Source organism: Mycobacterium barrassiae, assembly GCF_025822765.1.
Lineage (GTDB): Bacteria > Actinomycetota > Actinomycetes > Mycobacteriales > Mycobacteriaceae > Mycobacterium > Mycobacterium barrassiae.
In genome coordinates this window covers 59,222-83,648 of sequence record NZ_JACKUK010000023.1, presented here as the reverse complement: position 1 = coordinate 83,648, position 24,427 = coordinate 59,222, and the positions used below count along the sequence as shown (strand labels likewise).

The following is a 24,427-nucleotide window of genomic DNA, read 5'->3' as shown; positions in this document are numbered from 1 at the left end:
TCCCGTGTCAGCGGGCCCGGACATACCGCGTGTAGAGGTAGCCCTCGTCGTCGGACAGCAGGTGCGCGACCCGCATCTTGTTGTGCACCTCGCCGGTGCCCGCGGCGATGCGTCGTCCGACGCCGCCGACCAGGATGGGCGCCACCGTCAGGCAGAGTTCGTCGAGCAGATCGTCTTCGATCAGCTGGCTCAGCAACAGCGGGCCGCCCTCGCTGAGCACGCGGAACAGCCGCCGTTCGGCGAGGATCTTCAGCGCGGTGGCGTTGTCGACGGAGTCGGGTCGCGGTCCGGACGCGTTCAGCACCTCAGCCACCGCTCCGAGTCGTCTGCGGGTCTCGTCGACGGAATCGGCGCACGTCAGGATCAGCGGCGTGACCTCGGTGCGGGTGAAGAACAGGGCGTCGGGATCGAGGTTCCCAGTACGCGTGACGACGGCGATGGGCGGCACTTCGGACTGTCCGCGGCGCTGCCGTTCGTTGCGCGCCGCAAGCGGTACCTGCGCACCGGAGTAGTTCTCGACCCGCACGGTGGCGGCGCCGACGAGGATGACGTCCGCGGCGTGCCGCATGACGCCGAACAGGCTGCGGTCGCCCGGCCCGGCCAGACCGCCGGCTTTGCCGTCGGCGGTGGCGGCGCCGTCGAGGCTGGCGATCATGTTGCCGCGGACCCAGCAGGTCTGCAGCCCCTCGGGATAGGTGTAGAACTCCGCAAGGCGGCCATCGCCACCGTCTATCGGAGGACCGTCGGACCCCAACACGGTGAACTGCACCATGAACAGCATTGCAACACGTCGATAAGGTGCCTGCATGCATGGGCCCACCGGTGTCGGACATTTGGTCGATCGCCATCCCAAGGTCACGCCGGAGCGATTGATCGCTCAGCTCATCCCGCCGCCGACCTTCGCCGACGTCAGCTTCGACACGTATCTCCCTGATCCGGCCGAACCGTCGCAGGCCGCGGCGGTGCAGTCCTGCCAACAGTTCTGCGAGGAGGCGATCGAGCGGCGAGCCGGCAAGAAGAAGCTGTTCGGCCGCCGCGAGGTGCTACCCGGCGTCGGGATCTACCTCGACGGCGGATTCGGCGTCGGTAAGACGCACCTGTTGGCGTCGTCGTACTACCGGTTCCCCGAGCCCAAGGCGTTCGCGACGTTCGGCGAATTAACGCAACTGGCAAGTGTTTTCGGGTTCGTCGAATGCATCGAGCTGCTGGCCGACTATGTGGTGGTGTGCATCGACGAGTTCGAACTCGACGACCCCGGGAACACGACGCTGATCTCGCGACTGCTGTCGCAACTCGTCGAGCGCGGAGTGTCGGTGGCGGCGACGTCGAACACACTGCCCGAGCAACTCGGGGAGGGCCGGTTCGCCGCCCAGGACTTCCTGCGTGAGATTCACACGCTGGCATCGATTTTCACGACCGTGCGCATCGATGGTCCCGACTACCGGCACCGCGATCTGCCCGCGGCGCCGGAGCCGTTGAGCGATGAGGAGGTGGCCGCCCGCGCGGCACAGACGCCGGGCGCGACACTCGACGACTTCGACGCGCTGTGCGCGCACTTGGCGACCATGCATCCGTCGCGGTATCTGACCCTCATCGAGGGCGTCTCCTCGGTGTTCATCACCGGGGTGCATGCGATCGACGACCAGAATGTGGCGCTGCGGCTGGTGTCGCTGACCGACCGGCTGTACGACGCAGGCATTCCCGTCACGGCCTCCGGCGCAAAGATGGACACCATCTTCAGCGACGAGATGCTCGCGGGAGGCTTCCGCAAGAAGTACCTGCGGGCGACATCGCGGCTGCTGGCACTGACGGCGGCGTCGTAGCCCCCGGTGCGTTTCAGATCGGCCGCACCATCACGTAGTCGTCCTCGACGCCTGCGCCGACCCGAAAAGTCTTGGTGCCGCTGATCGTAAAGCCGTGCTTGCCATAGAAGCGTTGGGCGCGACGGTTCTGCTGGTTGACGCCCAGCCACACGGCTCGGACATTCTGCTCTCGTGCCCAGTCGACCGCGGCGTTCATCAACGCCGCGGAGACCCCGGCGCCGTGGCTGTCGGGCAGCACGTACAACTTCGAGAGTTCGATCGCCGGGCGAAGCGTGACGGCCCGTTGGACGTCGTCGTCGTCGGGAACGCCGCGAATCAGCATCGCGTAACCGACCATTCGTCCGTCCTCACGCCCCGCGAGCACCATGCGATCGGGATCGGCGAGGTAGTCGCGGAAACGTTGCTCGGACAGGTTCTCGTCGATGAACGCGGCGATGTTGTCGGCGGTGACCGACGGCGGGCACGCCAGCGGAAACGTTCGTGCGGCGACGTCGGCGAGTTCGCGAATGTCATCGGCGCCGGCCTCGGCCACGTCAATCCGCAACGTCAATCCGCAAGGTCAACCTGCCATCAGGCCACGTTCCACTGCGCGAGATGTTGACCGGTGACCTTGTCGAGTAGGACGACGTTCGCGATCAGATCGCGGTAGCAGTCCCACCACACCCCACCGCTGACCGTCGACCCGGCCGGGGCGTTGGTCAACGCGAGCGACAGCGCATCGGGTGCGTCGGTATTGCGCGGTTCGTACGAGTCGCCGGTCGCCGTGACCCCGCGGAACTGGTAGGTGATGGCCTGCGCATAGGGCGTGGGCACCTTAATTGGGTGGACGGTGATCTGCGCGCGCCAGACCTGGTACCGGGGCGCCCGCGGCGGGTAGCCGAAACCGGGCGGGATCGGGGACGGAGCGAGGCTGTTCACGGTGATGTCGGCGACCAGGCCCTCGAAGTTGACCTGCAGCGTCTCCCCGAGGCGGCCGATGGGTGAGGGCGCGGCCTGAGCGGGGGCAGCCGTCAGACCGGCGGCCGTCGCGATCAGGGCCATCAGGAGCACGAACCATCGGCGCATGCGGGGAATGATTCCACAAACTGAAACGTGTTACAGGCGCTTCACGACACCCACGGCCCGGAGCCGCCGACCTTCTCGATACGCACGCGGGTCAGCAGTCCCGCGGGTGCGTTCGGCGGCGGAAAGTGCTCGTCGCTGCCCAGCATGGCCCTGGCGAGCCGCTTGAGCAGTTCGGGTGCACCGCCTTCTTCGATCCGCGCGGTGCCTGTGATCGACAGGTAGTCGCGGAGCTGACCGGGGCGTTCTTTGGCCAGGATCGTGACGGCCACGCGGGGGTCGCGGCGCACATTGCGGGTCTTTCGGTACTCGCTGAGGTGTGCGGCGACGAGCTCGTCGCCGTCCGGCGTGGATTCCAGCGCCATCCAGATCGTGGAGACCTGCGGGCTGCCGTCCGGGTTCAGAGTGACCAACACGGCATCGGTGCCCGCTCCGATGAGATCACGGGCCGCATCGTTGAGTTTCATGCGTTGTTCTACCGATACGCGCGCCGTTTCATTCCCTCAGCCGGCCTCGAGTTCCAGCAGTGTCGACTTGGCGAGCACGCCGCCGACGTACTGGCCCGCAGACCCGTCGGACCGCACCACGCGGTGGCATGGCACCACCACCGGGAGGGGGTTGTGCGCGCAGGCGGTGCCGACGGCCCGCACCGCGCGCGGATGGCCGATCGCGGCGGCGACGGTGGCATAGCTCTCGCGGTGGCCGTAGCCGATGTCGCGCAGGTGCTCGACGACGCTGCGCCGGAAGCCCTTGGCCAGTCGCAGGTCGACTGGCACGTCAAAAGTGGTGCGGCGCTTGGCGAAATACTCGTCGATCTGCCGCGCCACCGTGTCCAACCGGCGCGGCGAGCGGAGGATGCGGGGGCTGACGGCGTCGCCGAGTCGAGTCAGTACGGTGTCGTGATCCTCGATGTCGTAGGCGACCCGCACCACGCCGACGGTGGTGGCGGCCAACAGCAGGGTGCCGACCGGGGTGTCGATCGTGCGGTAGGCGATGTCGAGGACGTGGTTGGCTTCGGCGGCTTGTTCGAGCCGTGTGTGCAACCTCGACAACGTCTCGTCGTCGGGGTGCAGTTCGTCGAAAATATTGGCGGTCATGATGTTTCGTCCTTCTGGTAGGCCTTGCGCAAAGACTTGATGCCGTCGGCGGCGGCGCGGCGGGCAGCGTCGGGGGAGTTGTCGAGCAGTTCAGCGATCTCGGCGAACGGCAGACCGGCGATGTGGTGGTAGGCCACTGCCTGACGTTGCTTGGTGGGTAGGCGTTGCAGCGCTGCCCACAGGTCCGGGTCGCGCGCAGCGGGGTCGGCGTGCGGGCTCGGCCGTTCGGGCAGGGTGTCCGTGGGCACGGGTCGGCGGGATCGCGCGCGGCCGACGTCCAGGGCGCGGCGGTGCGCGATGGTGACCAGCCACGCCTCGACGTTGGCATCCTCAGGCAGTTGCGGATAGGCCCGCAGCGCCGACAGAAAAGTCTCGGACCAGGCGTCCTCGGCGTCCAGCGGCCCGACGACAGCGCGACACACCCGCAGCACGGTCGCGCCGTGCTCGGCGACGACATCTTCGAACGGGCGCACCTTCACATTGTGTAGACGCCGTGGCGGCGGGCGATGTGAGATCAGCCTTTGGTGAATGGTTCCAGCGTCTTGACCAGATCGGTCTCGAAGCGGCGCTTGTTGACGCCGAGGCGGTGTAGGACTCCGTTCCTGTTCTCATTCTGAAGGAGCGCAAGCACGATGTGTTCGGTGCCGATGTAGTTGTGGCCCAAGCGAAGTGCCTGCCGGAAGGTCAGTTCGAGAACCTTCTTGGCGGCGCCGTTGAACGGCGTCAGCGCGGGCAGTTCGCCCTCGGTGCGGGGCGGAAGTGTGATGGCGTTGGTCACGGCCTCGGCAGTGACGCCCTGGCCGGCGAGCAGTTTGACCGCGAGCCCGTCGGGGTCCTCGAAGAGCCCCAACAGGAGGTGGTCGGGGGTGATCTCGACGTTGCCGGCCTCGTGCGCCTGGTTCTGGGCGGCGACGACGACGTTGCGCGCCCTCGGGGTGAAGCGGCTGAAGCCGGCGTTGGGGTCCATGGCGTCGGCGTCGCCGGGGGTCTTGGGCACGAACCGCTTCTGCGCGGCCTGCTTGGTGACGCCCATGCACTTGCCGATCTCGGTCCACGAGGCGCCGGAGCGCCGGGCCTGGTCGACGAAGTGGCCGATGAGATGGTCGGCGACCTCGCCGAGGGATTCGGCGGCCAGCACCGCGTCGGTGAGCTGATCAAGCGGCTCGTCGTGCACCTTCTTGATGACATCGATGAGGTCGTCGAGGCGCACGGGGTTGGTGATCTTGGCAGGCCCGGTCATATCGTCAACTCTAGGTTGACGCCTAAGGATCGTCAACCGTTGGTTGACGGACGCGGGTAGCCGCGGCGGACCGTGCGATCGAGGATCCCGAGGGTGGCCCGCAACGCGAGTTCGGAGACGATCGGGAAGATGTCGGCGTCGCGCCACTGCGGATGGATGTCGGACCAGTCGTAGAACGAGGTGACCAAGGTGCCCTCGTCGGTGGGCTCGAGTCGGTAGCCGTAGATGTGGCCGATGTCCGGCTTGAGCTGGCCGAAGATGGTCCAGGCGATCAGCCGGTCCTGCTCGAAGTCGGTGATCGACACGGTGACGTCGTACTTGCCCAACTCCGGATAGTCGTTGAGCGCTTCGCGATCCATGTGCACGACGAAGCTGTCGCCCTTCGCGGTGACCGGATCCCCATCGGCGCTCTGCAGCATGCCGGTGGCGTCGATTGCGACGTGGCCCTGCGGATCGCAGAGCACAGCGAAGATGTCGGCGGCGGGCGCGGCGATGGTGCGGGGGACTTCGATGCGTTCGGCCATGGCGGAATCGTGTCAGGTGTGATCTGTGCCGCGTCCGTTTTTAGGGATTCGTCACCGGGTAACCGAGTTCTCGATGACGAACGATGAACACGAACCGATCGACAGCTCGCAGCCGGTGCTGCTGCGGCGAGCGGTCGCGTTCATCCACGAAAATGCGCATCGCGACATCACATTGAGCGATATCGCGGCATCGGTGAACGTCACACCGCGGTCAGTGCAGTACATGTTCCGCCGCTATAAGGGAACGACGCCGCTGGAATATCTGCGACGCGTGCGGCTCAAGCACGCCCACCGCGACCTACAGGCCGCGGATCCATCGGTGGACACCGTGATGGCGATCGCCGGGCGGTGGGGGTTCGGCCACGCCGGACGGTTCAGCGGGATCTACAAGCGGACCTTTGGAACGTCACCGAGTCGGACACTGCGTAGCTAGCTGCGCGTTCTACCCCGAGCTTTACACCGGGAAGAAACCCTCGCGGGTGAAGATCCCGGGCTGCCATCCGCGAGCACCCAGGCACAGCATCGGACGCCCGTCGGGATGTTGGGCTGCCGCTTGGGGTTTGGGGCACGGCGCGCCGGTCTCCTGAACGCCGAACAGCTCATACGTCGCGACCCAGAAGCCCGTATAGACAGGGGGCCACTGGTTGGCGATCCACCGGCATTGCAGTACCTCGCCACCAGGCCCGCGGCCGAACGTGAACCGGTCGAGGTTTGTGCAGGGCGCGGTGAGGTGGGCTTCGTAGTTCATGCCTGGCACGTCGCTGGGGTAACGCGCCGAGGTGTCGGGGTACATCAGGTCGTCGGCGGCCGCGATCGGAGCCGCGCTGAGGGCAGCGCCAGCAATCGCAGCGGCGGCGATGAGTTCGCGAATCATGTCCCACCCCTAGGTCGTCATGACGGGTTGGCCTTCGGAGAGCCTAATGGGTGGCTCGAGTTGCCCGCGTGGTTTCGCTCCGATGTCGGCTGCGCCGGCGAGGAGCGTCAACGTGGCAACGTGTGCCGACCCTGTGACCGGAAGTACCGGATGGGAGCCGAGATGCGGGCATCCCACAGAGCTCCCGTCAACATCGCGACAAAGAGGCCGAAGAGCCCGGCAGTCGCGAACAACGCTTCATTCGCCATGGGTGAGGAGTACCCGTCGTGTCGAATACGAACCGCCGTCAGCAAAGAGATTTCGGTGTGGCGTCGGTGCGCTGGATGGTGATGGGCCAAACCGAAATTCAGCGTCGACGTCAGGATGCCGCCGACGTCGGCATCGTCACGACGCGGCGGTCGAAGTTTGGTGCGAAGCCCCCGACCCCCGCGCGAGGGCTTCGCTGGGCCGGCCGCCGGTGCCGGGTGTGCGAATCGGATGAGGGCGGCAGGCTTGCTGACATAGGTAGCCAGATGCGCTCCGTTCTAATCCTCCTGGCAAACATTCCCGGAAGCCCGCGTCGGCTGCCACCGGCGAGGATTCGACGTCACTGCAGCGTCAGATACCGCGACGCTGGCCCGGCCCGCCACGTGGGGGAGCGTGACGGGCCGGGGGGTTTGTCGGGGAAGGCGGGACCTAGAACCCGCCGGCCAGGCCCATGAGTCCCTGCAGGTCTCCGAGGTTGGCGATGCTGCCCAGGTCTCCGAGGCCGCCGAGGCTGCCGAGGTCTCCGAGGTTCGCGATGCTGCCGAGGTCGCCGACGCTCTCGATCAACGGCAGGTAGGACTGCCAGTCCTCGCTGAGCCCGCCAGGCACCAACGGTGCGATCGCATCCAACTCGTCGTCCGCGCTCGCGGTGCCCGCCCCGAGTCCGATCGCGGCCAGGCCCATTGCCCCTGAAACGGCGCCTGCGAAGGCGATTCTCTTGAAGTTCGAAGTCTTCATGGTCCACTGCTTCCTGTCGCTGATCGGTGTCATCCGACACCCGTATCGGCGCGAGTCTTCGCGGCAGACCTTGGAAGTTTCTAAAGAGACAGCGAAGGCCCGGCGAAACCGGGCCTGAGCTGGTCAAACTGTGGTGCGCGATACTGGGATTGAACCAGTGACCTCTTCCGTGTCAGGGAAGCGCTCTCCCGCTGAGCTAATCGCGCCGAACAAATCGTTGAGGTGGAGACGGGAATCGAACCCGTGTGCACGGCTTTGCAGGCCGTTGCCTCACCACTCGGCCACTCCACCGCTGGGGTTGATGCCACTGCACCTTCGAGCGGATGACGGGATTCGAACCCGCGACCCTCACCTTGGCAAGGTGATGCGCTACCAACTGCGCTACATCCGCGCGCCACGGGCGGGATCGCCGTCCGTTGCGAAGGACGACAATAGTCGACCCGAGCGAAACACCACAAATCCCTTGCTTCGTCGTCCATCATCTCAACTCGGTTGGCAGTCACGTCACACCCAGACTCGAGGTCCGCTGGACGCCGCCGCCGTGGCCGGAGAGTCAGAAAATTTGGTACGCCTGACGCGAAATCGTGAAGCCATTTCCCGCTTCGGCGTCACGACATGTGATGCCCGATTCGGCGCTCTCGCAGCGCAGCGGGCCGGCCGTGATCGCCTCGCCGTAGGGGAGCACGTCCTCAGCGCCGAAGGTGGTGTCGCCGGCACATACAAAGGTGGCGGGCTCGCCGGGCACGATCGAGATTCCCTGGCCGTAGTCGAACTCGCAGTCCGCCGGGCGCGGCGGGGGTGACCAATCGCGGTCGATGATGTCGCAGCGGGCGAGGTTGATGTCGATCGCGCAGCTCACGTTGCCGGTCGGCGAGATGAAGCCGGTGTACCCGAGCACCTCGCGGTCCAGTGGCTCGGGACTGGCCGTCGTCGGCGCCGAACCCGTGGCTGACGCCATGGTCTGGTCGGCGGTCGAGGACACGTTCGTCGGCTGCGGGCCCGGAGCGTTGGCGCACGCAGTGAGGGTGAGCAACCCGGCCACGCCGGCAACCGCGGTCGCAAAGCGTCGGTCGAGTCGAGCCACGGCGCGACCTTAGCCGCGGCAACGCCGGCCGAGCCCACGAACGGCCGAAATGACGAAGCACTGGTCGCGAAACAAATTCGGGTCGAGGGCCGCTACCGTGCTAGTCTTCGACGTCGTTCGACCCCTTCGGTCGAGCTCCCCGGTCTCGTAGCTCAGGGGGAGAGCGTCCGCCTCACACGCGGAAGGTCACTGGTTCGATCCCAGTCGGGACCACAAGGATCTAAAGCGCCCGGCAGTCGGTTCCAGCCGTATTTCCGGCAATACGTCTCCGATTCGCGGCACCCCGGCGAATAGAGTGCGGCGTGAGGACAGCTGATGGCCAGAGGTGACGACGCCGTCGATCCGGAATCACGGAATTCCGCGACGCACAAACCGGGTGAGAGCACGTCTGCAGCAGCCGACCATCCGGATCGGCTCGACGCCAGGCTGCTGCGGATCGGCAGTGTCTGCCTGATCGTTTCCGTGATGGGCGGCCTCGACACCACGATCGTCTCCGTCGCCCAACGCACCTTTGTCGTCGAATTTCAGTCCACACAGGCCGTCGTGGCGTGGACGATGGCGGCTTACATACTCGGACTAGCAACCGTTACCCCGATGACCGGCTGGGCCGCCGATCGGTTCGGCACCAAACGACTGTTCATCGGCTCGGTATTGGCGTTCACGCTGGGCTCGCTACTTTGCGCGATGGCCCCGAACATTCTGCTGCTCATCATATTTCGCGCACTGCAGGGCGCCGGTGGCGGCACGCTGACGCCGCTGATGCTCACCATCGTGACGCGTGCGGCGGGGCCGAAGCGCCTCGGCCGCGTCTTGGGACTCGCCGCGATCCCGCTGGTGCTCGCCCCGATCTGTGGACCGATATTGGGCGGCTGGATCATCCGAACGTATGGGTGGGAGTGGATCTTTCTCATCAACGTGCCGGTGGGTGTCGTCGCCGTCGTGCTCGCCGCGTTCATCTTTCCGCGAGATGAACCCACCCGAACGGAGACCTTCGACTTCATCGGTGTGTTGCTGCTGACGCCCGGCGTGGCGACGTTCCTGCTAGGGCTCTCTGAGATGCCGGGGCGCGGCACGGTCGCTGATCGTCACGTGTTGATACCGATGATCGTCGGTCTCGTACTGATCACCGCGTTCGTTTGGCACGCGTGGTACCGCGCAAAGCATCCGCTGCTTGACTTCCGCCTGTTGACCAACCGAACCGTGGGCATGGCGAACCTGGCGATGCTCGTCTATGTCATCGCTGGCACCGGCGCCGGCCTGGTGCTCCCGAGCTTCTTCCAGCAGCTCATGCACCACACTCCGATGCAGGCCGGTCTGCACATAGTTCCGCTGGGACTGGGCGCCCTGCTGACCATGCCGCTTGCCGGGATATTCATGGACAAGTTCGGCCCGGGCAGGATCGTGCTGGTCGGTATCTCCTTAGCTGTCACGGGGATGAGCACCTTGGCTTACGGGGTGATCACCCAAGTGGACTACTCGCCGACTTTGCTCGTTGCATTACTAGTCATGGGCATGGGCTCGGGTTGCACCATGCTGCCCCTGCCTGGCGCGGCAGTGCAGACACTCGCCCAGAGTCAGATCGCTCGGGGATCGACGCTGGTCAGTGTCAATCAGCTCATGGCCAGCTCGATCGGCGCTTCCGTGATGTCTGTGATCCTGACCAGTCAATTCAACCGCAGCGAAAACATCTCCGCTGCAACGAAAATGGCAGCACTGCAACAGGAGGCCGCCGAGAGCGGCTCGCCGATCGACCCGTCCGTCATACCGCAACCCGCCCTTGTTCCCGAGTTAGTGACCAACGTGCAGGACGACCTGTCTTTCGCCTACGCCGTGGTGTTCGTGGTCGCTGCGGTGCTGATTGCGCTGACCTTCATCCCTGCGGCGTTCCTGCCGCGGAAACCAGCTGTGATGCCTGCGGGCAAGTCAACAGCGACACCGAGTCCGTCGCCGACGATGCAAATCCTCGCCGCACAGGCCGAGACGCACAGTGCTCGGTCCGAACCCTTGTCGAGCCTCGAGGAATAGCCCTCTCGAAACCGGCGCGCGGTGCACGTTTTGAACACAGTCCGGTGACGAAATCATCTCATTTACAACGGAACTCCCGTTGTGACGAGAGTCCGGAAAAATCGAACGTCACTATTCGGAAACGGCGCGGTGCGGCGTGTCCTGCGATCGCGATCGGTGTCGATAAATTGACCACGTCGTCCAGAGGCGACTTTGGTACGGCATGCGGTTCTGCTGCACCACTACGAAGTGGAATGTTTTTTGAGCGTTAATGAAGGAGCGGGTGGGTGATGGCGATCTTTGATCGACTCAACATCAAGGTGATTGCTGTCGGGGCGGGGTTATGCGGCGTCGCATTGGCGATGAGCGCCGGTGCCGCGGCGGCACCGATGCTGAAAACCGGTGGTGCCTACGAGTGCGTCGAGACGCAGGCGGGTGAGGCGCCGGCAGCAGGTGCTCCTGCAGCAGCCCCATGCGCTCCCATCACTGAGATGGCCGGCGTTCCGATGGCACTTCCTGGGCCGGTTCCGATCGTTCCACCACCGCTGGTCCCACCGATCGTGCCGCCGCCCCTGGTGCCGCCGGTTCCACCGTTGGTGCCCCCAGTGCCGATCGTTCCGCCAATCGCGGGTGCACCGATCGTCGCCGGCGCTCCGGTCGCGGGCGGGCTTCCGCTCACCACCATGGGTGGCGCCGCCGGAGGCAAGGGCGATCCGGTCGGACCGGCGCCGAGCGGAGCACCCCAGCCCGGTCAACCCATTGCGCCGGGCCCGGGACCTTCCGGGCACTGAGTCAGCTCCTCTGCGGCGACCCGTCCCCGATGATCTGTGGACGGGTCGTTGCGTTGTGATCTCAGCGTTGGCTGGTGAATTGAGTGACGAGCAGGTCGACGCGCTGCGCTTCGTAGCCCTCGCGTAGTCGCTTCGTGCGGCCGAGGGTGACCAGTCCATGCAGTGCCGCCCAGAACACCTCGGTGAGCGTGTCCGCATCCTGTACGCCACCGAGAAGTCCGACGGCCGAACGTAACTCGGCGAAGGCGACCTTCAGCTGAGGGGGAGTGTCCTCGGCGGCGAAGTGCAACGCCGTCGCACGGGCGAACATCGCGTCGTAGACCGCCGGGTTGTCGCGGGCGAAATTCAGATAAGCGTGCGCGACGGCGGCCAGGCTGTCACCGGCGGCGCCGTCCCGAGCGTCTCGAATCGCATCCGCGAGCTCACCGAAACCGTCGACGGCGACCGCATCGGCGAGTTGGTCCATGCCGGCGAAGTGCTTGTACAACACCGGCTGGCTGTACTCGATCTGCGCGGACAGCCGGCGCGTCGTCACGGCATCCCAGCCTTCGGCCTCGGCCAGCTGGCGCGCCGTCGTAATGATCAGCTGGCGGCGGGCAGCTCGCTCCCGCTCGCGACGGTCCTCGATGGCCATACCTCACATGGTAGCACTGCTACATAAGCTAGCGGTGCTATTGACGCGCGGCGCAACGAGGGGTTAGCGTTGCTAGCACCTACGCCTGAAGGGCCTCGACATGACTTTGGATCTCCTCGCCCGTGCCGCCGCGTTGATCGCAGTCCTCGGCACCGCGGTGGTCTACGGCACCGACACGTTTTGCGCGATCGTGCTGCGACCCGCGCTGGCGTCCGTCGACGACGCCGCACTGGTGGCCGTGACGGGAAACGTCCACAGATATGGCGACCGGCGCATGCCCCTGCCCGGCGTGCTCGGCATCGTGGCTGCGGCGTCCAGCGCGGTGCTCGCCGCGATCGCCGCGCAGTGGGCGCAAGCGATCGCGGCGGCTGTCGCCCTGGTTCTGTTGTTGGTCTGGGTCGTGCTCTACGTACGGGTGAGCGCGCCGATCAACCGACAACTGACGGCAGCCGCCGACGCCGGCCAATCGATACCGAATGGACGTGCCCTCCAAGCGAAGTGGGATCAGATCATCGGCATTCGCGCCACCCTGCAAGGGATCGCGGTGGCTGCCCTCTGCGTGGCGATGATGATCTGAATCGTCTAAATCAACCGGAGGAGTGCCGCATTCATGTTTCAGCTGAGGATTTACACCCTGCGATCACCCGAAGCGCTGCACCGCTATGCGACGGTGCACTGGGCACGCCATGTGCCAACCTTCGACCGCTTTGGGATCTCCACCCACGGTGTGTGGACGGAGGACGACGGGGGCGCGAACCGGCTGATCGCGCTCATCCGCTATCCGTCGGCGGCCGATCCCGAACAGCTCACCCGGCAAGTCATGGCGAGTCAGGAATTCGCCGCCGATATGGCCGGCTTCGACGTCAACGACATCGTCGATGTTCAGGCGGTGCCGTTGGAGCCGACAGCATTTTCACCAATTCGATGACATTTCAGGAGTATTCGACATGACCGTTTCGATCGTCGCCTATACGCTCGCCGGACTCATAGCCGCAGCCATCATCTTCGTCGGCACCCGCTTCATCGTCGCGCCGCGCGTCGCCGCCGCGGGCTACGGCGTGCAACCCGATCTGGCCCAGCCATCCGTCGGCGCCTATATGCGGGTCAAGGGCATCCGCGATATCGCATCGGGACTGTTCGTCATCATCCTGATGGCCGCGGGCGCCACACACCTGCTCGGCTGGGTGATACTGGCCGCCACCATCATTCCCATCGCCGACGCGGTGATCGTGCTCCGCAGCGGCGGCGCCAAGTCCATCGCCTGGGGAGTCCACGGCGCCACCGCCGTCGTCATGCTCATCACGTCGGCGCTTCTGCTCATCTCCTAGAGCTAGCCCGATACGGTTCGGGGTACCTCGATCCCGTTCTCTCGCACAATGATCGGGTCACCCACCTTGACGGTGTTGAAGTACCATTCGGCGTCCTCGGTGCTCAGCCCGATACAGCCGTGGCTGACGTTCTCATAGCCCATCTGGTTGACGGACCACGGTGCGGAGTGCACGAAGAGACCGCGCTGGGTGAAGCGCACGGCGTACTCGACATCCAGTACGTATCCGTCCGGGGCGTTGACGGGGATGCCGACGCTGCTCGAATCCATCACGACGTCGCGATCCTTGCCCAGCACGGTGTAGGTACCGACCGGCGTCGGATACTCGGGGCGGCCCATCGAGGCCGGGAACACCCCGGGTTTGCCCCAGTTGGCCCGGTGGTGCGGTGCGGGCAGATCAGTTGGCGGCACACCGTCGATGGTCACCGTGAACGTTTTCTCCGCGATGTTGGCGACACCCACGACGGCGGGACCGGTCTGGAAGTTCGTGGTGGGCAGGTTGCCCACCGCAAGTGCCACTGTCGTGTGCGCTGGCCAGAATTCGTCGGGAATCCACTGCACGACGTTGTTTTCCACCCACTCGAACTTGCCGGTCATCGCGGGCACGGACTTGATGCCGATGGCACGTTCGGCCGCACGCCGGTCGGTGACAGGGGCTCTGAATGTCACGACGACCGGGTGCGCCACGCCAACGACCGAACCCGGCACAGGCAGAACCGATGCGACGGCAGGGCGATACGACTGGCTCGCCGCCGAGCTGGCGCCAGCCGGGCCCGTAACCACACTCGCAGCCATCAGGATCGCTGCGAGGACACACCGAACAACCAGACGCATGGGTTCCGAATCCTTTGAAATTACAACCTTGTCAATATCTGATCGTAGGGGTGCCAACGGGATTCGAAGCCCAGGCGAGCCTTCGCAATTCGATCAAGGGTTCGTCACGCTTCGGCAACGACCCGCGAAATGCGCAACGCGGTGGCCCGCTTCGAAACTCGGCCGCGATCAGGCCGTGTCGCAATCGAAGCCGACCCTTTCGATGCGCCCGGTCGACAGGGCTAGTCGACGCTCGTCTGGGAGTCGGCGACGAGCTGGCCGGCGACCTTGATCAGCGGCACATTGGAGTCCTGAGACAGCTTGCGCAGCAACTCAAATGCCTGCACAGCGTCGACGCCGTACCGCTCCATGATCATGCCCTTGGCCTGACCGATGGTGTCGCGGCTGGCCAATGCCTTCTTGAAGTGCTCGTCGCGCCGCGCCGAATTCCATGCCACCGATGAGTGCGCGGCGAAGATCAAGCCGATGGTCCTGGACTCGTCGTCGAACGCGTGGGGTTGCTCGGCGTAGACGTTCAGGGCGCCCATCGTCTCGCCGGCAATGAACAACTGGAACGCCATGATCGACCGAATCGGTGTCTCCGCCAGCGCGTCTTGCCGGTAACGGGGGAAGCGGTCGTCGTGTTCGAGATCCGCGACATGGATCGTCTTCTCCTCCCACGCCGCGGTGAGGCACGGCCCCTCGCCGTGTCGCTGCTGCACCTTGTCCAACAGCATCGGATAGATATGCGTGGCGGCAGGGGTGTCGATGTGTTTGCGGTTGCGCGTCACCGTGATGCCGGCGTACTGCGCCCCGGGAACCTCCACCGCTGCGTGCTCGGCCAACTCGGCGATCACCGTCTCCGAGTCGGCGTCGGTGCGGCTGTGCAGCGCCTGTACCAGCTCGGCAATACGCAGGTGGGTGGCCTCGACCATGCTTGAATTCTTCACCACTCGCCCCTCCTCAGGGGGAAAGCTACGCGTTGACGAGCGTCACCGCGTGGCGAATAGGCCGACTACAAGGCCCGCAGATATCGACTCGTGACAGTTCGCTGCACCAGCGACGTCACCGGCGAGGCCAGTCGGCTCCACCACGTGGCGTGCCGGGAGAACGCGGTCACCTCGGCGATCACATTCTCGGTGGCGGGGTCGTAGCGGACGAGGAACAGCTCCTCGCCGGATTCGGCGTGGCCGGGCAACGTGCCGTAGGCGAAGCCGCGACGGTCGGGTTCGTCGACGACGTAGACCACGCGGCACGGCGCCTGCACCGGGCCCAGATGCACGATCACCTCCGACCCGACCGCGGCGACCTCCGTCGTCGCCGCCACCTTGATCCCCGCGCCGCGCAGCATGCCCCATCGCATGCCCGCCGCGGCCGCCTCCTCGAACCGCTGCCGGCCGCGACCGATCACCGCCGACTTCTGCACATGGTGGTAACCGGCGGGCAATGCACCAGCAGTGGCGCCGATCTCGGTGTAGGTCAACGGCAGTCCGGCAAGGTGGCTCAGCTTCATCGTCGCCCGACGCTATCGCACCTGCAGTCGCTGATCGGCGACGCCAAGGTTGTCGGCGTACGGTGCGAACCATGACCACGTTCACCATCGGCGGCGAGCTCACCGTCAATCGTCTGGGATTCGGCGCGATGCGCCTGACGGGCAAGGGCGTGTGGGGCCCGCCTGCCGACCGCGACGAGTGCATCCGCGTGCTGCGTCGCCTCGTCGAGCTCGGCGTCAACTTCATCGACACCGCCGACTCCTACGGCCCGTATGTGTCCGAGGAACTGATCAAGGAGGCGTTGCATCCCTACCCGGACGGGCTCGTCGTCGCCACCAAGGCCGGGTTGCTCCGGGTCGGGCCTGACACGTGGGAACCCCTTGGTTTCCCGGCGTACCTGCGTCAGGAATGCGAGATGAGTCTGCGCCGCCTCGGTGTCGACACCATCGACCTGTTCCAGCTGCACCGCATCGACAACAAGTTCCCCGCCGAGGACCAGATCGGTGAATTGGTGAAACTGCAGCAGGAGGGCAAGATCCGCCACATCGGGCTGTCCGAGGTCACCGTCGACCAACTCGAGGCCGCCCAGAAGATCGCGACGATCGCGACGGTGCAGAACATGTACAACCTCTCGGTGCGGACCGCCGAACCGGTGCTGGACGCCTGCGAGTCCCAGAACATCGGGTTCATTCCCTGGTTCCCGCTGGCCGCCGGACCGCTGGCCGCCGCCGACGGCCCGTTGCAACGCATCGCCGCCGACCACGGGGCGTCGCCGTCGCAACTGGCGCTGGCGTGGCTGCTGAAGCGATCGCCGGTGATGCTGCCGATCCCCGGCACGTCAAAGGTCGACCATCTCGAGGAGAACGTCGCGGCCGCGCGTATCGAGCTGTCCGACGAGGAGTTCGAGACGCTGAGCACCGCCGGGACCGCGGCTGCCTGAGGAAGGCCGTACCACCCCCGGTCTGAGCTAGGCAATACGGTGGTCGGGTGACCACCGATCAACCCTCGGGTGCGCATCCCGGCGGGGGATTCAACCCGCCGGTCCCGACCACCAAGGGTGGACCCGACTACGGACGGTTCGTCGAGGCCGTCCGCACGCTGCAGGACCACGCCCGCGCCGCGGATGCACCCGATGACGTCATCACCGAGGCCGCCGACCTCGTCGAGAAGGTCACCCAGCTACTGGCGCCCTACTACGCCGACGAATGGTCCTCGCCGTCCGGCCGGCGGATGGATCTGCCCAATCGCGGCAATCTCCTGTCCATTCCGCTGGACCTGCACAAGACGCCGGACGGTCGCATCGCCGGCACGGCGACGTTCCGACGCTTCCACCTCGGCCGTAACGGGGCCGCGCACGGCGGCGCGGTGGCGCAGCTCTTCGACGGGCTGCTCGGCTACTCCGCGTTCACCCTCAGCGGCAGCCGGGCCCAGCGCACCGCATTCCTGCACGTCGACTACCGCAAGATCGCGCTGATCGAGAGGGAACTGCAGGTCGACGCCGGCATAGACAGCATCGAGGACCGCAAGATCTTCGTATCGGGACGCCTGCTGGACGGCGAGGACGTGCTGGCCGAATCGCACGCGCTGTTCGTCAAGCTGCGCCCCGGCCAGCCGTGACAAAAGACGATCACCCCAGCCGCCTCCGCCGATGGGCGCGCTGGCGCGATCGGCTGCGCGACCACCGCATGGCCGAGCTCGTCTACCGCATCGGGGTCGGTGTCGTTGGACTCACGGTCTTCGCCGTCGGTGTCGTCGCCATCCCGTATCCCGGTCCGGGCTGGGCGATCGTGTTCGTCGGGCTCGGCATCCTGGCAACCGAATTCGAGTGGGCACGACGTCTGCTGGCGTACGCCAAGGAGCGCTACGACAAGGTGATGGCCTGGTTCAGCGATCAGCACATCGCCGTCCAGGCCATCGGCGTCTTGTTCACGTTCCTGGTCGTGGTGGGCACCCTGTGGCTGCTCGGCGCCGTTGACTGGACCGCCGAGCTGTTCGGCATCGACTGGCCGTGGTTGAACAGCCCTATTGGCCTCGGGGCATGAAGACGCGCACCGATAGCATGGTCGCGTCCGACATACGTCCGACATAGCCCCGACGCATTGGAGACAGACCGATGAGCGCCGCCGTCAGCCCCGCATCAGCAGCCCCTATCCGGGTCGCTGCCGGGACGACCGCGGGTGAGGCGGTGCGCGACGCGGGACTGCCGGGACGTGGTGATCCGAAGGCCATCGTCGTCGTGCGCGATCCGGAGGGCCGACTGCGCGACCTGTCGTGGGCCCCCGAGGCCGACGTCGACGTGATCCCCGTCGCCGCGGACACCGAGGACGGTCGCAGCGTCATCCGCCACTCCGCCGCGCATGTGCTAGCGCAGGCGGTGCAGGAGATCTTCCCCCAGGCCAAGCTCGGCATCGGACCGCCCATCACCGATGGCTTCTACTACGACTTCGACGTCGAGCGGGCCTTCACGCCGGATGATCTCGAGGCGCTCGAGAAGCGCATGCGCCAGATCGTCAAAGAGGGCCAGCTGTTCTCGCGGCGCGTCTATGAGTCCAAAGAGCAAGCGCGCGAAGAGCTTGCCAACGAGCCGTACAAGCTGGAACTCATCGACGACAAATCCGGCGACCCCGATGTGATGGAGGTCGGCGGCGACGAGCTCACGGCCTACGACAACCTCAATCCCCGCACCCGCGAACGGGAATGGGGCGACCTGTGCCGCGGTCCGCACATCCCGACGACGAAATACATCCCGGCGTTCAAACTGACCCGCAGTTCGGCGGCCTACTGGCGCGGCGACCAGAACAACGCCAGCCTGCAGCGCATCTACGGCACCGCGTGGGAGTCACAGGAAGCGCTCGACAAGCATCTGGAGTTCCTCGAAGAGGCGCAGCGCCGCGACCACCGCAAGCTCGGCGTCGAACTCGACCTGTTCAGTTTCCCGGACGAATTGGGTTCGGGCTTACCGGTTTTCCACCCCAAGGGCGGCGTAGTGCGTCGCGAGCTCGAAGAGTACTCCCGGCGCAAGCACATCGAAGCCGGCTACGAGTTCGTCAACACCCCGCATATCACCAAGGAACAGCTCTACATCACCTCCGGGCACCTGGAGTGGTACGCCGACGGCATGTTCCCGCCGATGCACATCGACGCTGAACTCAACGATGACGGCACGGTGCGCAAACCCGGCCAGGACTACTACCTGAAACCGATGAACTGCCCGATGCACCACCTGATCTTCCGGTCGCGGGGACGGTCCTATCGCGAACTTCCGTTGCGGCTCTTCGAGTTCGGCAGCGTGTACCGCTATGAGAAGTCCGGCGTGGTGCACGGACTGACCCGGGTGCGCGGAATGACGCAGGACGACGCGCACATCTACTGCACGCGCGAGGAGATGCGCGACGAGCTGACCCGGCTGCTGCAGTTCGTGCTCGACCTGCTCGCCGACTACGGCCTCAACGACTTCTACCTGGAGCTGTCGACCAAGGACCCGGACAAGTACGTCGGCTCCGACGAGATGTGGGAGGAGGCCACCGAGACCCTGCGGGAGGTCGCGGAGGCCTCCGGTCTCCACCTGGTGCCCGATCCCGGCGGCGCCGCGTTCTACGGTCCCAAGATCTCGGTTCAGGTCAAGGACGCGCTGGGCCGCAGCTGGCAGATGTCGACGATCCAGCTGGACTTCAACATGCCTGACCGGTTCGAGCTGGAGTACACGGCCGCCGACGGCACCCGCCAACGCCCGGTGCTGATCCACCGTGCGCTGTTCGGCTCGATCGAGCGGTTCTTCGGTGTGCTCACCGAGCATTACGCAGGTGCGTTTCCGGCGTGGCTGGCTCCGGTGCAGGTGGTCGGCATTCCCGTCGCCGACGACCACATCCCGTATCTCAACGGCCTTGCCACGCAACTGAAGATGGCGGGGATTCGCGCCGAGGTCGACTCCAGCGACGACCGGATGGCGAAGAAGATCGTGAACCACACCAACCAGAAGGTGCCGTTCATGCTCGTCGCCGGCGACAGGGACATCGAGGCCAACGCGGTCAGCTTCCGCTTCGGTGACCGCACCCAGATCAACGGCGTGCCGCGCGACGTGGCGGTGGCGGCTATCGGCGAGTGGATCGCGCGGCGGGAAAATGCCACTCCGACAGCCGAACTGGTCAAGGTGGGCATCGCGACGTGACCCACGACGAGCATCTGCGCGACGACCTGACCGGATCGCAGGACGACCAGACGATCGTCGACCACGGCGCCGGCGAGCCCGACCACTTGCAGCGATTGTGGACACCGCATCGGATGACCTACATCGCCGAAGCGCCGACGCGGCGCGACAGTTCGGAGCCGTCACGGCCGTTCACCGACATCCCCAAGCTGTCCGATGAGGACGGTCTGGTGGTGGCGCGTGGCGAGTTGGTCTACGTCGTGCTGAACCTGTACCCGTACAACCCGGGGCATCTCATGGTGGTGCCGTACCGCATGGTCTCCGAACTCGAGGACCTCACCGACGCGGAGAGCGCCGAACTGATGGCCTTCACCCAGAAGGCGATTCGCGTCATCAAGAGCGTGTCCAACCCGATGGGGTTCAACGTCGGGCTGAATCTGGGCAGGGTGTCCGGTGGGTCACTGGCCGAGCATCTGCACATGCACGTGGTGCCGCGCTGGATCGGCGACGCGAACTTCATCACAATCATCGGCGGCGCCAAGGTGGTCCCGCAGCTGCTGAGCGAGACGCGTGAACTGCTGGCGACGGAGTGGGCGAAGCAGTCCGACGGGCGCGACAGCGGAGGATAGCGACGGAGGATGAACCACTGAGCAACCTCTATTTGATGACGCGTGCGGCCTACGAGAAGTTGTCCCGGCCGGTGGCGAAGGCTGCGCTGCGCGCGGGCCTCACGCCCGACAGCATCACGATCCTGGGCACTGCGGGCACCGTGCTTGGCGCGCTCACCCTGTTTCCGATCGGCCAGCTGTGGTGGGGCGGTGTGGCCGTCTTTGTGTTCGTGCTCGCCGACATGCTCGACGGCGCGATGGCCCGTCAACGCGGGGGCGGCACGCGATTCGGCGCCGTCCTCGATGCCACCTGCGACCGGATCGGCGACGGTGCGATCTTCTGCGGCCTGTTGTGGTGGGCGGCCTTCGGCATGCGCAGCACGTCGCTGGTCGTCGCCACGTTGATCTGCCTGGTCAGCTCGCAGGTGATCTCGTACATCAAGGCGCGCGCCGAGGCCAGCGGCCTGGCTGCTGAAGGCGGCATGATCGAGCGGCCTGAGCGGTTGGTCATCGTGCTGACCGGCGCGGGGTTATCGGGGCTGTTCGGCGTGCCGTGGCTGCTGCACGTGGCGATGTGGCTGCTGGCGTTGACCAGCCTCATCACCCTGGGTCAGCGCGTGCACAGCGTGCGCACCTCACCCGGCGCGATGGACCTGCTGATCAAACCGGACGCCGGCGGTCAGACGCCGGAAGCGTCGGAGAATCGCCCACCCGCAGCGCAACAACCGGACGAGTCATGACCACACCCATTCCCGATCCGTCTTCTGGCTTCTCGGTGAGCGGCAGGTTCGCGGACTGGGGATACGCCGCCGGCTGGCGCCTTGTGCGTGCGATGCCGGAAGTGGTGGCGCGCAACGCTTTCGGCGCCGGCGCACACTATGCCGCGCGCGGCGGCGGCCCCGAACAGCTCCGCAAGAACCTCGCCCGCGTCATCGGTGTCGAGCCCGCCCGCGTGCCGGACGGGCTCATCCGTGCTTCGCTTGCCTCCTACGCCCGATACTGGCGGGAGGCGTTCCGGTTGCCCACGATGGACCTGTCCGCGGTCGCACAACGGCTCGACGAAGTCTGCATCGGCGCGCACCGGCCGCAGGAGGCGCTCGACGCCGGTCGGGGCGCGGTGATGGCGTTGCCGCACAGCGGTAACTGGGATATGGCCGGTGTGTGGCTGGTGCACAAGCACGGCACGTTCTCGACGGTGGCCGAGCGACTGAAGCCCGAGTCGTTGTACCGGCGCTTCATCGAGTTCCGGGAAAGCCTGGGGTTCGAGGTGTTTCCGGCCTCGGGCGGCGAGCGGCCGCCGTTCGAGTTGCTCTCGGAACGGTTGCGGGAGAACAAGTTCGTCTGCCTGATGGCCGACCGTGACCTCACCCGGTCCGGCGTCGAGGTCGACTTCTTCGGCGAACGCACCCGGCTGCCCGCGGGTCCGGCGAAGCTGGCGATCACCACGGGCGCCGCGCTGATTCCGGCGCACGTCTATTACGACGGCGACGACTGCGTCATCGACCTGCAGGAGCCGCTCGACACCAGCTCGAAAGACGTCACCCTGATCACGCAGGCGTTGGCGGATCGGTTCGCGCGCAACATCGCCGCGCACCCCGCCGACTGGCACATGATGCAGCCGCAGTGGCTGTCCGACCTTTCCGACGAACGGCGCGCCAAACTCGGGGTGACCTGATGCGCATCGGCATGGTCTGCCCTTACTCGTTCGACGTGCCGGGTGGGGTGCAGTCCCATGTGTTGCAACTGGCGGAGGTTTTGCACGACCGCGGTCACGTGGTCAGCGTGCTGGCGCCCACCTCGTCCGACGCGCACGCGTCGCTGCCCGACTACGTGGTGTCCGGTGGCAAGGCCGTGCCCATCCCGTACAACGGGTCGGTGGCACGGCTGCGGTTCGGTCCCGCCACGCACCGGATGGTGAAGAAGTGGCTGATGCAGGGCCAGTTCGATGTGTTGCATCTGCACGAGCCCAATGCGCCGAGCCTGTCGATGCTGGCGTTGAACATCGCCGAGGGTCCGATCGTGGCGACCTTTCACACGTCGACCACGAAGTCGTTGACGCTCAGCGTGTTCGAGCCGATCCTGCGGCCGATGCACGAGAAGATCGTCGGCCGCATCGCGGTGTCGGATCTGGCGCGGCGCTGGCAGATGGAGGCCCTCGGCAGCGACGCGGTCGAGATACCGAACGGCGTGGATGTCGCGGCGTTCGCGTCGGCTCCGCTGATTGACGGCTATCCCCGCGCGGGCAAGTCGGTGTTGTTCCTGGGGCGCTACGACGAACCCCGCAAGGGGATGGCCGTCCTGCTGCGCGCCTTGCCTCGGCTGGTCGAGCGGTTCGACGACATCGAGTTGCTGATCGTCGGCCGCGGCGACGAGGAAGAACTGCGTCGCTCTGCGGGGAAGCTCGCGAAACATCTGCGGTTGCTCGGCCAGGTCGACGACGCCGCGAAAGCCTCGGCGATGCGCAGCGCCGACGTGTACTGCGCACCCCACACCGGCGGCGAGAGCTTCGGCATCGTGCTGGTCGAGGCGATGGCTGCGGGCACCGCGGTGGTCGCAAGCGAACTCGACGCGTTCCGGCGGGTGTTGATGAACGGAAAGGCCGGCCGGCTGGTGGCGGTCGACGACCCGGAGGCGTTGGCCGACGGGCTGATCGAGGTGCTGGAGAACGACGTCGTCCGCAAGCGCTACGTCAAGGTCGCATCCGAGGCGGTGCGCCGCTACGACTGGTCGGTGGTGGCCGGCCAGATCATGCGTGTGTACGAGACGGTCGCGAGTTCGGGAACGAAGGTGCGGGTGGCGGGGGCTTCGGGTAACGCCGTCGGCGCACGGCGCGCGAAGGCCAGGGGATCGAATTGACCACCTGGGTCGTCGTGATCGCGCTGGCGGTGCTGCTCGTGGTGCTCCTGCTGGTGGGATTTTGGGCGTTTAAAACCGCCAACCGGCTGGACAGGCTGCATGTGCGGTACGACCTGTCCTGGCAGGCCCTCGACAGCGTCCTGGCGCGTCGGGCCGTGGTCGCCCGCGCGGTGGCCGTCGACGCCTACGGGGGCGGGCCGGCGGGTAAGCGGCTGGCGGCACTGGCCGACGCCGCCGAACGTGCGCCACGGGAGCGGCGCGAGGCTGCTGAAAATGAACTGTCCGCGGCCCTGGCACTGGTCGATCCGTCGTCGTTGCCGCTGGCGCTGGTCGCCGAGCTGGCTGACGCCGAGGCGCGGGTTCTGCTGGCTCGCCGGTTCCACAACGACGCGGTCCGGGACACCCTGGCCCTGCGCGAGCGCCCGGCGGTGAGGTTGCTGCGGCTCGGTGGAACCGCCGCGCTGCCAACCTATTTCGAGATCGCCGAGCGGGCGCTGGAGTCTCCGGCGGCATCCGGTGACGCGGTGCCCACGGTGAACAGACGGGTGTCGGCGCGCGTCGTGCTGCTGGATCGCACGGGTGCGGTGCTGCTGTTGTGCGGATCGGATCCGGCGATACCCGACAATTCGGACCGCCAGGCGCCGCGCTGGTGGTTCACCGTCGGCGGCGCGACACAAGAGGGGGAGACGCTGGCGGAAACCGCCGTGCGCGAGCTGGAGGAGGAGATCGGGCTGCGCGTCTCCCCGGCCGACATGGTGGGGCCGGTCTGGCAACGCGATGCGGTGATCGACTTCAACGGGTCGGTCATCCACAGCGAGGAGATGTTCTTCATCCACCGCACCGATCGCTTCGAACCCTCGGCGGCCGGGCATACCGGTCTGGAGCGGGCCTACATTCACGGGCACCGCTGGTGCGATGCGACAATGATCGACGAGCTGGTCGCCAAGGGTGAAAAGGTGTATCCCGTGCAGCTCGGCGAGCTACTGGACGAGGCGAACGCGCTTGCCGACGCCCGTGGCGGGGTGCCTTGGCGGCAGTTGCAATCCATCCGCTGAACTGCGGAATC

Annotated in this window: 31 protein-coding genes and 4 tRNA genes; 17 read left to right on the top strand and 18 right to left on the bottom strand. The window is 66.2% G+C overall.

The annotated features are described in order from the left end of the window. Window positions 1–7: 7 nt before the first annotated feature. Window positions 8–781, bottom strand: coding sequence for a pyrimidine reductase family protein (locus H7J93_RS10720; protein ID WP_267306271.1), 774 nt, complete (start codon window positions 779–781; stop codon window positions 8–10). 25 nt (window positions 782–806) lie between these two features. On the opposite strand from H7J93_RS10720, the gene zapE reads away from it, so the two are divergent. Further along, window positions 807–1,823 (top strand): cell division protein ZapE, encoded by a 1,017-nt coding sequence (zapE, locus tag H7J93_RS10715; protein WP_267306270.1) that lies wholly within the window; start codon window positions 807–809, stop codon window positions 1,821–1,823. 13 nt (window positions 1,824–1,836) lie between these two features. Here zapE and H7J93_RS10710 read toward each other — a convergent pair whose 3' ends face one another. From H7J93_RS10710 to H7J93_RS10680, 7 genes are read right to left on the bottom strand one after another with little or no spacing between them, the layout of a single operon-like run. Next, window positions 1,837–2,367 carry a GNAT family N-acetyltransferase gene (locus H7J93_RS10710; protein ID WP_372507846.1) on the bottom strand — a complete coding sequence of 177 codons (531 nt, stop codon included), beginning with the start codon at window positions 2,365–2,367 and terminating at the stop codon, window positions 1,837–1,839. Window positions 2,368–2,393: 26 nt separating this feature from the next. Continuing rightward, window positions 2,394–2,888: a hypothetical protein gene (locus tag H7J93_RS10705; RefSeq protein WP_267306268.1), complete on the bottom strand. Its 495-nt coding sequence runs from the start codon at window positions 2,886–2,888 to the stop codon at window positions 2,394–2,396. A gap of 41 nt (window positions 2,889–2,929) precedes the next feature. Further along, window positions 2,930–3,352, bottom strand: a complete 423-nt coding sequence (locus H7J93_RS10700; RefSeq protein WP_267306267.1) for a PPOX class F420-dependent oxidoreductase — start codon at window positions 3,350–3,352, stop codon at window positions 2,930–2,932. A gap of 36 nt (window positions 3,353–3,388) precedes the next feature. Next, on the bottom strand, window positions 3,389–3,982 hold the full coding sequence (locus H7J93_RS10695) for a methylated-DNA--[protein]-cysteine S-methyltransferase (RefSeq protein ID WP_267306266.1): 594 nt from the start codon (window positions 3,980–3,982) through the stop codon (window positions 3,389–3,391). Then, window positions 3,979–4,461 carry an RNA polymerase sigma factor gene (locus tag H7J93_RS10690; protein WP_267306265.1) on the bottom strand — a complete coding sequence of 161 codons (483 nt, stop codon included), beginning with the start codon at window positions 4,459–4,461 and terminating at the stop codon, window positions 3,979–3,981. Before H7J93_RS10690 ends, H7J93_RS10695 begins: the two co-directional genes overlap by 4 nt. 35 nt (window positions 4,462–4,496) lie before the next feature. Then, complete coding sequence (locus H7J93_RS10685) at window positions 4,497–5,222, bottom strand: Clp protease N-terminal domain-containing protein (protein WP_267306264.1); 726 nt, start codon at window positions 5,220–5,222, stop codon at window positions 4,497–4,499. A 32-nt stretch (window positions 5,223–5,254) separates the two neighbouring features. Next, window positions 5,255–5,746 (bottom strand): SRPBCC family protein, encoded by a 492-nt coding sequence (locus H7J93_RS10680; RefSeq protein ID WP_267306263.1) that lies wholly within the window; start codon window positions 5,744–5,746, stop codon window positions 5,255–5,257. Between the two features lie 73 nt (window positions 5,747–5,819). Here H7J93_RS10680 and H7J93_RS10675 point away from each other — a divergent pair, with 73 nt between their 5' ends. After that, window positions 5,820–6,179 (top strand): helix-turn-helix transcriptional regulator, encoded by a 360-nt coding sequence (locus tag H7J93_RS10675; RefSeq protein ID WP_267306262.1) that lies wholly within the window; start codon window positions 5,820–5,822, stop codon window positions 6,177–6,179. Window positions 6,180–6,200: 21 nt separating this feature from the next. Here H7J93_RS10675 and H7J93_RS10670 read toward each other — a convergent pair whose 3' ends face one another. The 6 genes from H7J93_RS10670 to H7J93_RS10645 all read right to left on the bottom strand — a co-directional run bounded on the left by H7J93_RS10670 (window position 6,201) and on the right by H7J93_RS10645 (window position 8,688). Next, entirely contained in the window at window positions 6,201–6,620 is a 420-nt protein-coding gene (locus H7J93_RS10670; RefSeq protein WP_267306261.1) for a hypothetical protein, read from the bottom strand. A gap of 675 nt (window positions 6,621–7,295) precedes the next feature. Then, complete coding sequence (locus H7J93_RS10665; protein ID WP_267306260.1) at window positions 7,296–7,604, bottom strand: hypothetical protein; 309 nt, start codon at window positions 7,602–7,604, stop codon at window positions 7,296–7,298. A gap of 131 nt (window positions 7,605–7,735) precedes the next feature. After that, window positions 7,736–7,810: transfer RNA gene (locus H7J93_RS10660), tRNA-Val, on the bottom strand. 14 nt (window positions 7,811–7,824) lie between these two features. Continuing rightward, window positions 7,825–7,895: transfer RNA gene (locus tag H7J93_RS10655), tRNA-Cys, on the bottom strand. A gap of 27 nt (window positions 7,896–7,922) precedes the next feature. Continuing rightward, window positions 7,923–7,995 (bottom strand) — tRNA-Gly (locus tag H7J93_RS10650). A 162-nt stretch (window positions 7,996–8,157) separates the two neighbouring features. After that, entirely contained in the window at window positions 8,158–8,688 is a 531-nt protein-coding gene (locus tag H7J93_RS10645; RefSeq protein WP_267306259.1) for a DUF6636 domain-containing protein, read from the bottom strand. Between the two features lie 141 nt (window positions 8,689–8,829). Between H7J93_RS10645 and H7J93_RS10640 the strand changes: the two genes are divergently transcribed. The 3 genes from H7J93_RS10640 (at window position 8,830) to H7J93_RS10630 (ending at window position 11,483) form a co-directional block, all read left to right on the top strand. Continuing rightward, a tRNA-Val gene (locus H7J93_RS10640) sits at window positions 8,830–8,901 on the top strand. Between the two features lie 102 nt (window positions 8,902–9,003). Then, window positions 9,004–10,713: a DHA2 family efflux MFS transporter permease subunit gene (locus H7J93_RS10635; RefSeq protein WP_267306258.1), complete on the top strand. Its 1,710-nt coding sequence runs from the start codon at window positions 9,004–9,006 to the stop codon at window positions 10,711–10,713. A gap of 269 nt (window positions 10,714–10,982) precedes the next feature. After that, window positions 10,983–11,483: a hypothetical protein gene (locus tag H7J93_RS10630; protein WP_267306257.1), complete on the top strand. Its 501-nt coding sequence runs from the start codon at window positions 10,983–10,985 to the stop codon at window positions 11,481–11,483. A gap of 61 nt (window positions 11,484–11,544) precedes the next feature. On the opposite strand, the gene H7J93_RS10625 is transcribed toward H7J93_RS10630, so the two are convergent. Then, window positions 11,545–12,117 carry a TetR/AcrR family transcriptional regulator gene (locus H7J93_RS10625; protein ID WP_267306256.1) on the bottom strand — a complete coding sequence of 191 codons (573 nt, stop codon included), beginning with the start codon at window positions 12,115–12,117 and terminating at the stop codon, window positions 11,545–11,547. 100 nt (window positions 12,118–12,217) lie between these two features. Here H7J93_RS10625 and H7J93_RS10620 point away from each other — a divergent pair, with 100 nt between their 5' ends. From H7J93_RS10620 to H7J93_RS10610, 3 genes are read left to right on the top strand one after another with little or no spacing between them, the layout of a single operon-like run. Beyond that, window positions 12,218–12,694 carry a DUF1772 domain-containing protein gene (locus H7J93_RS10620; protein WP_267306255.1) on the top strand — a complete coding sequence of 159 codons (477 nt, stop codon included), beginning with the start codon at window positions 12,218–12,220 and terminating at the stop codon, window positions 12,692–12,694. 33 nt (window positions 12,695–12,727) lie between these two features. Continuing rightward, entirely contained in the window at window positions 12,728–13,045 is a 318-nt protein-coding gene (locus tag H7J93_RS10615) for an NIPSNAP family protein (protein ID WP_267306254.1), read from the top strand. Window positions 13,046–13,064: 19 nt separating this feature from the next. Next, on the top strand, window positions 13,065–13,445 hold the full coding sequence (locus tag H7J93_RS10610; RefSeq protein WP_267306253.1) for a DUF4267 domain-containing protein: 381 nt from the start codon (window positions 13,065–13,067) through the stop codon (window positions 13,443–13,445). A 2-nt stretch (window positions 13,446–13,447) separates the two neighbouring features. Here H7J93_RS10610 and H7J93_RS10605 read toward each other — a convergent pair whose 3' ends face one another. The 3 genes from H7J93_RS10605 to H7J93_RS10595 form a co-directional block, all read right to left on the bottom strand. Then, complete coding sequence (locus H7J93_RS10605) at window positions 13,448–14,278, bottom strand: L,D-transpeptidase (RefSeq protein WP_267306252.1); 831 nt, start codon at window positions 14,276–14,278, stop codon at window positions 13,448–13,450. A 221-nt stretch (window positions 14,279–14,499) separates the two neighbouring features. After that, on the bottom strand, window positions 14,500–15,192 hold the full coding sequence (locus tag H7J93_RS10600; protein WP_276021856.1) for a GAF and ANTAR domain-containing protein: 693 nt from the start codon (window positions 15,190–15,192) through the stop codon (window positions 14,500–14,502). Between the two features lie 80 nt (window positions 15,193–15,272). Next, on the bottom strand, window positions 15,273–15,770 hold the full coding sequence (locus H7J93_RS10595) for a DUF1990 domain-containing protein (RefSeq protein WP_267306251.1): 498 nt from the start codon (window positions 15,768–15,770) through the stop codon (window positions 15,273–15,275). 71 nt (window positions 15,771–15,841) lie between these two features. On the opposite strand from H7J93_RS10595, the gene H7J93_RS10590 reads away from it, so the two are divergent. From H7J93_RS10590 to H7J93_RS10550, 9 genes are all read left to right on the top strand, one after another. Beyond that, on the top strand, window positions 15,842–16,690 hold the full coding sequence (locus tag H7J93_RS10590) for an aldo/keto reductase (protein ID WP_267306250.1): 849 nt from the start codon (window positions 15,842–15,844) through the stop codon (window positions 16,688–16,690). A gap of 47 nt (window positions 16,691–16,737) precedes the next feature. Further along, on the top strand, window positions 16,738–17,367 hold the full coding sequence (locus H7J93_RS10585) for a PaaI family thioesterase (protein WP_267306249.1): 630 nt from the start codon (window positions 16,738–16,740) through the stop codon (window positions 17,365–17,367). Next, window positions 17,364–17,792, top strand: coding sequence for a TIGR02611 family protein (locus H7J93_RS10580; protein ID WP_267306248.1), 429 nt, complete (start codon window positions 17,364–17,366; stop codon window positions 17,790–17,792). The genes H7J93_RS10585 and H7J93_RS10580 overlap by 4 nt, the downstream gene beginning before the upstream one ends. A gap of 71 nt (window positions 17,793–17,863) precedes the next feature. Beyond that, window positions 17,864–19,918 carry a threonine--tRNA ligase gene (gene thrS / locus H7J93_RS10575; protein WP_267306247.1) on the top strand — a complete coding sequence of 685 codons (2,055 nt, stop codon included), beginning with the start codon at window positions 17,864–17,866 and terminating at the stop codon, window positions 19,916–19,918. Between the two features lie 14 nt (window positions 19,919–19,932). Next, complete coding sequence (locus H7J93_RS10570; RefSeq protein ID WP_267306963.1) at window positions 19,933–20,526, top strand: ATP adenylyltransferase; 594 nt, start codon at window positions 19,933–19,935, stop codon at window positions 20,524–20,526. A 17-nt stretch (window positions 20,527–20,543) separates the two neighbouring features. After that, on the top strand, window positions 20,544–21,245 hold the full coding sequence (pgsA, locus tag H7J93_RS10565; RefSeq protein ID WP_267306962.1) for a phosphatidylinositol phosphate synthase: 702 nt from the start codon (window positions 20,544–20,546) through the stop codon (window positions 21,243–21,245). Then, a complete protein-coding gene (locus H7J93_RS10560) occupies window positions 21,242–22,180 on the top strand; it encodes a phosphatidylinositol mannoside acyltransferase (protein WP_267306246.1) in 939 nt (312 codons plus the stop codon). The genes pgsA and H7J93_RS10560 overlap by 4 nt, the downstream gene beginning before the upstream one ends. Further along, on the top strand, window positions 22,180–23,361 hold the full coding sequence (locus H7J93_RS10555; protein ID WP_267306245.1) for a glycosyltransferase family 4 protein: 1,182 nt from the start codon (window positions 22,180–22,182) through the stop codon (window positions 23,359–23,361). Before H7J93_RS10560 ends, H7J93_RS10555 begins: the two co-directional genes overlap by 1 nt. After that, window positions 23,358–24,416, top strand: a complete 1,059-nt coding sequence (locus H7J93_RS10550) for an NUDIX hydrolase (protein ID WP_267306244.1) — start codon at window positions 23,358–23,360, stop codon at window positions 24,414–24,416. Before H7J93_RS10555 ends, H7J93_RS10550 begins: the two co-directional genes overlap by 4 nt. Window positions 24,417–24,427 lie beyond the last annotated feature (11 nt).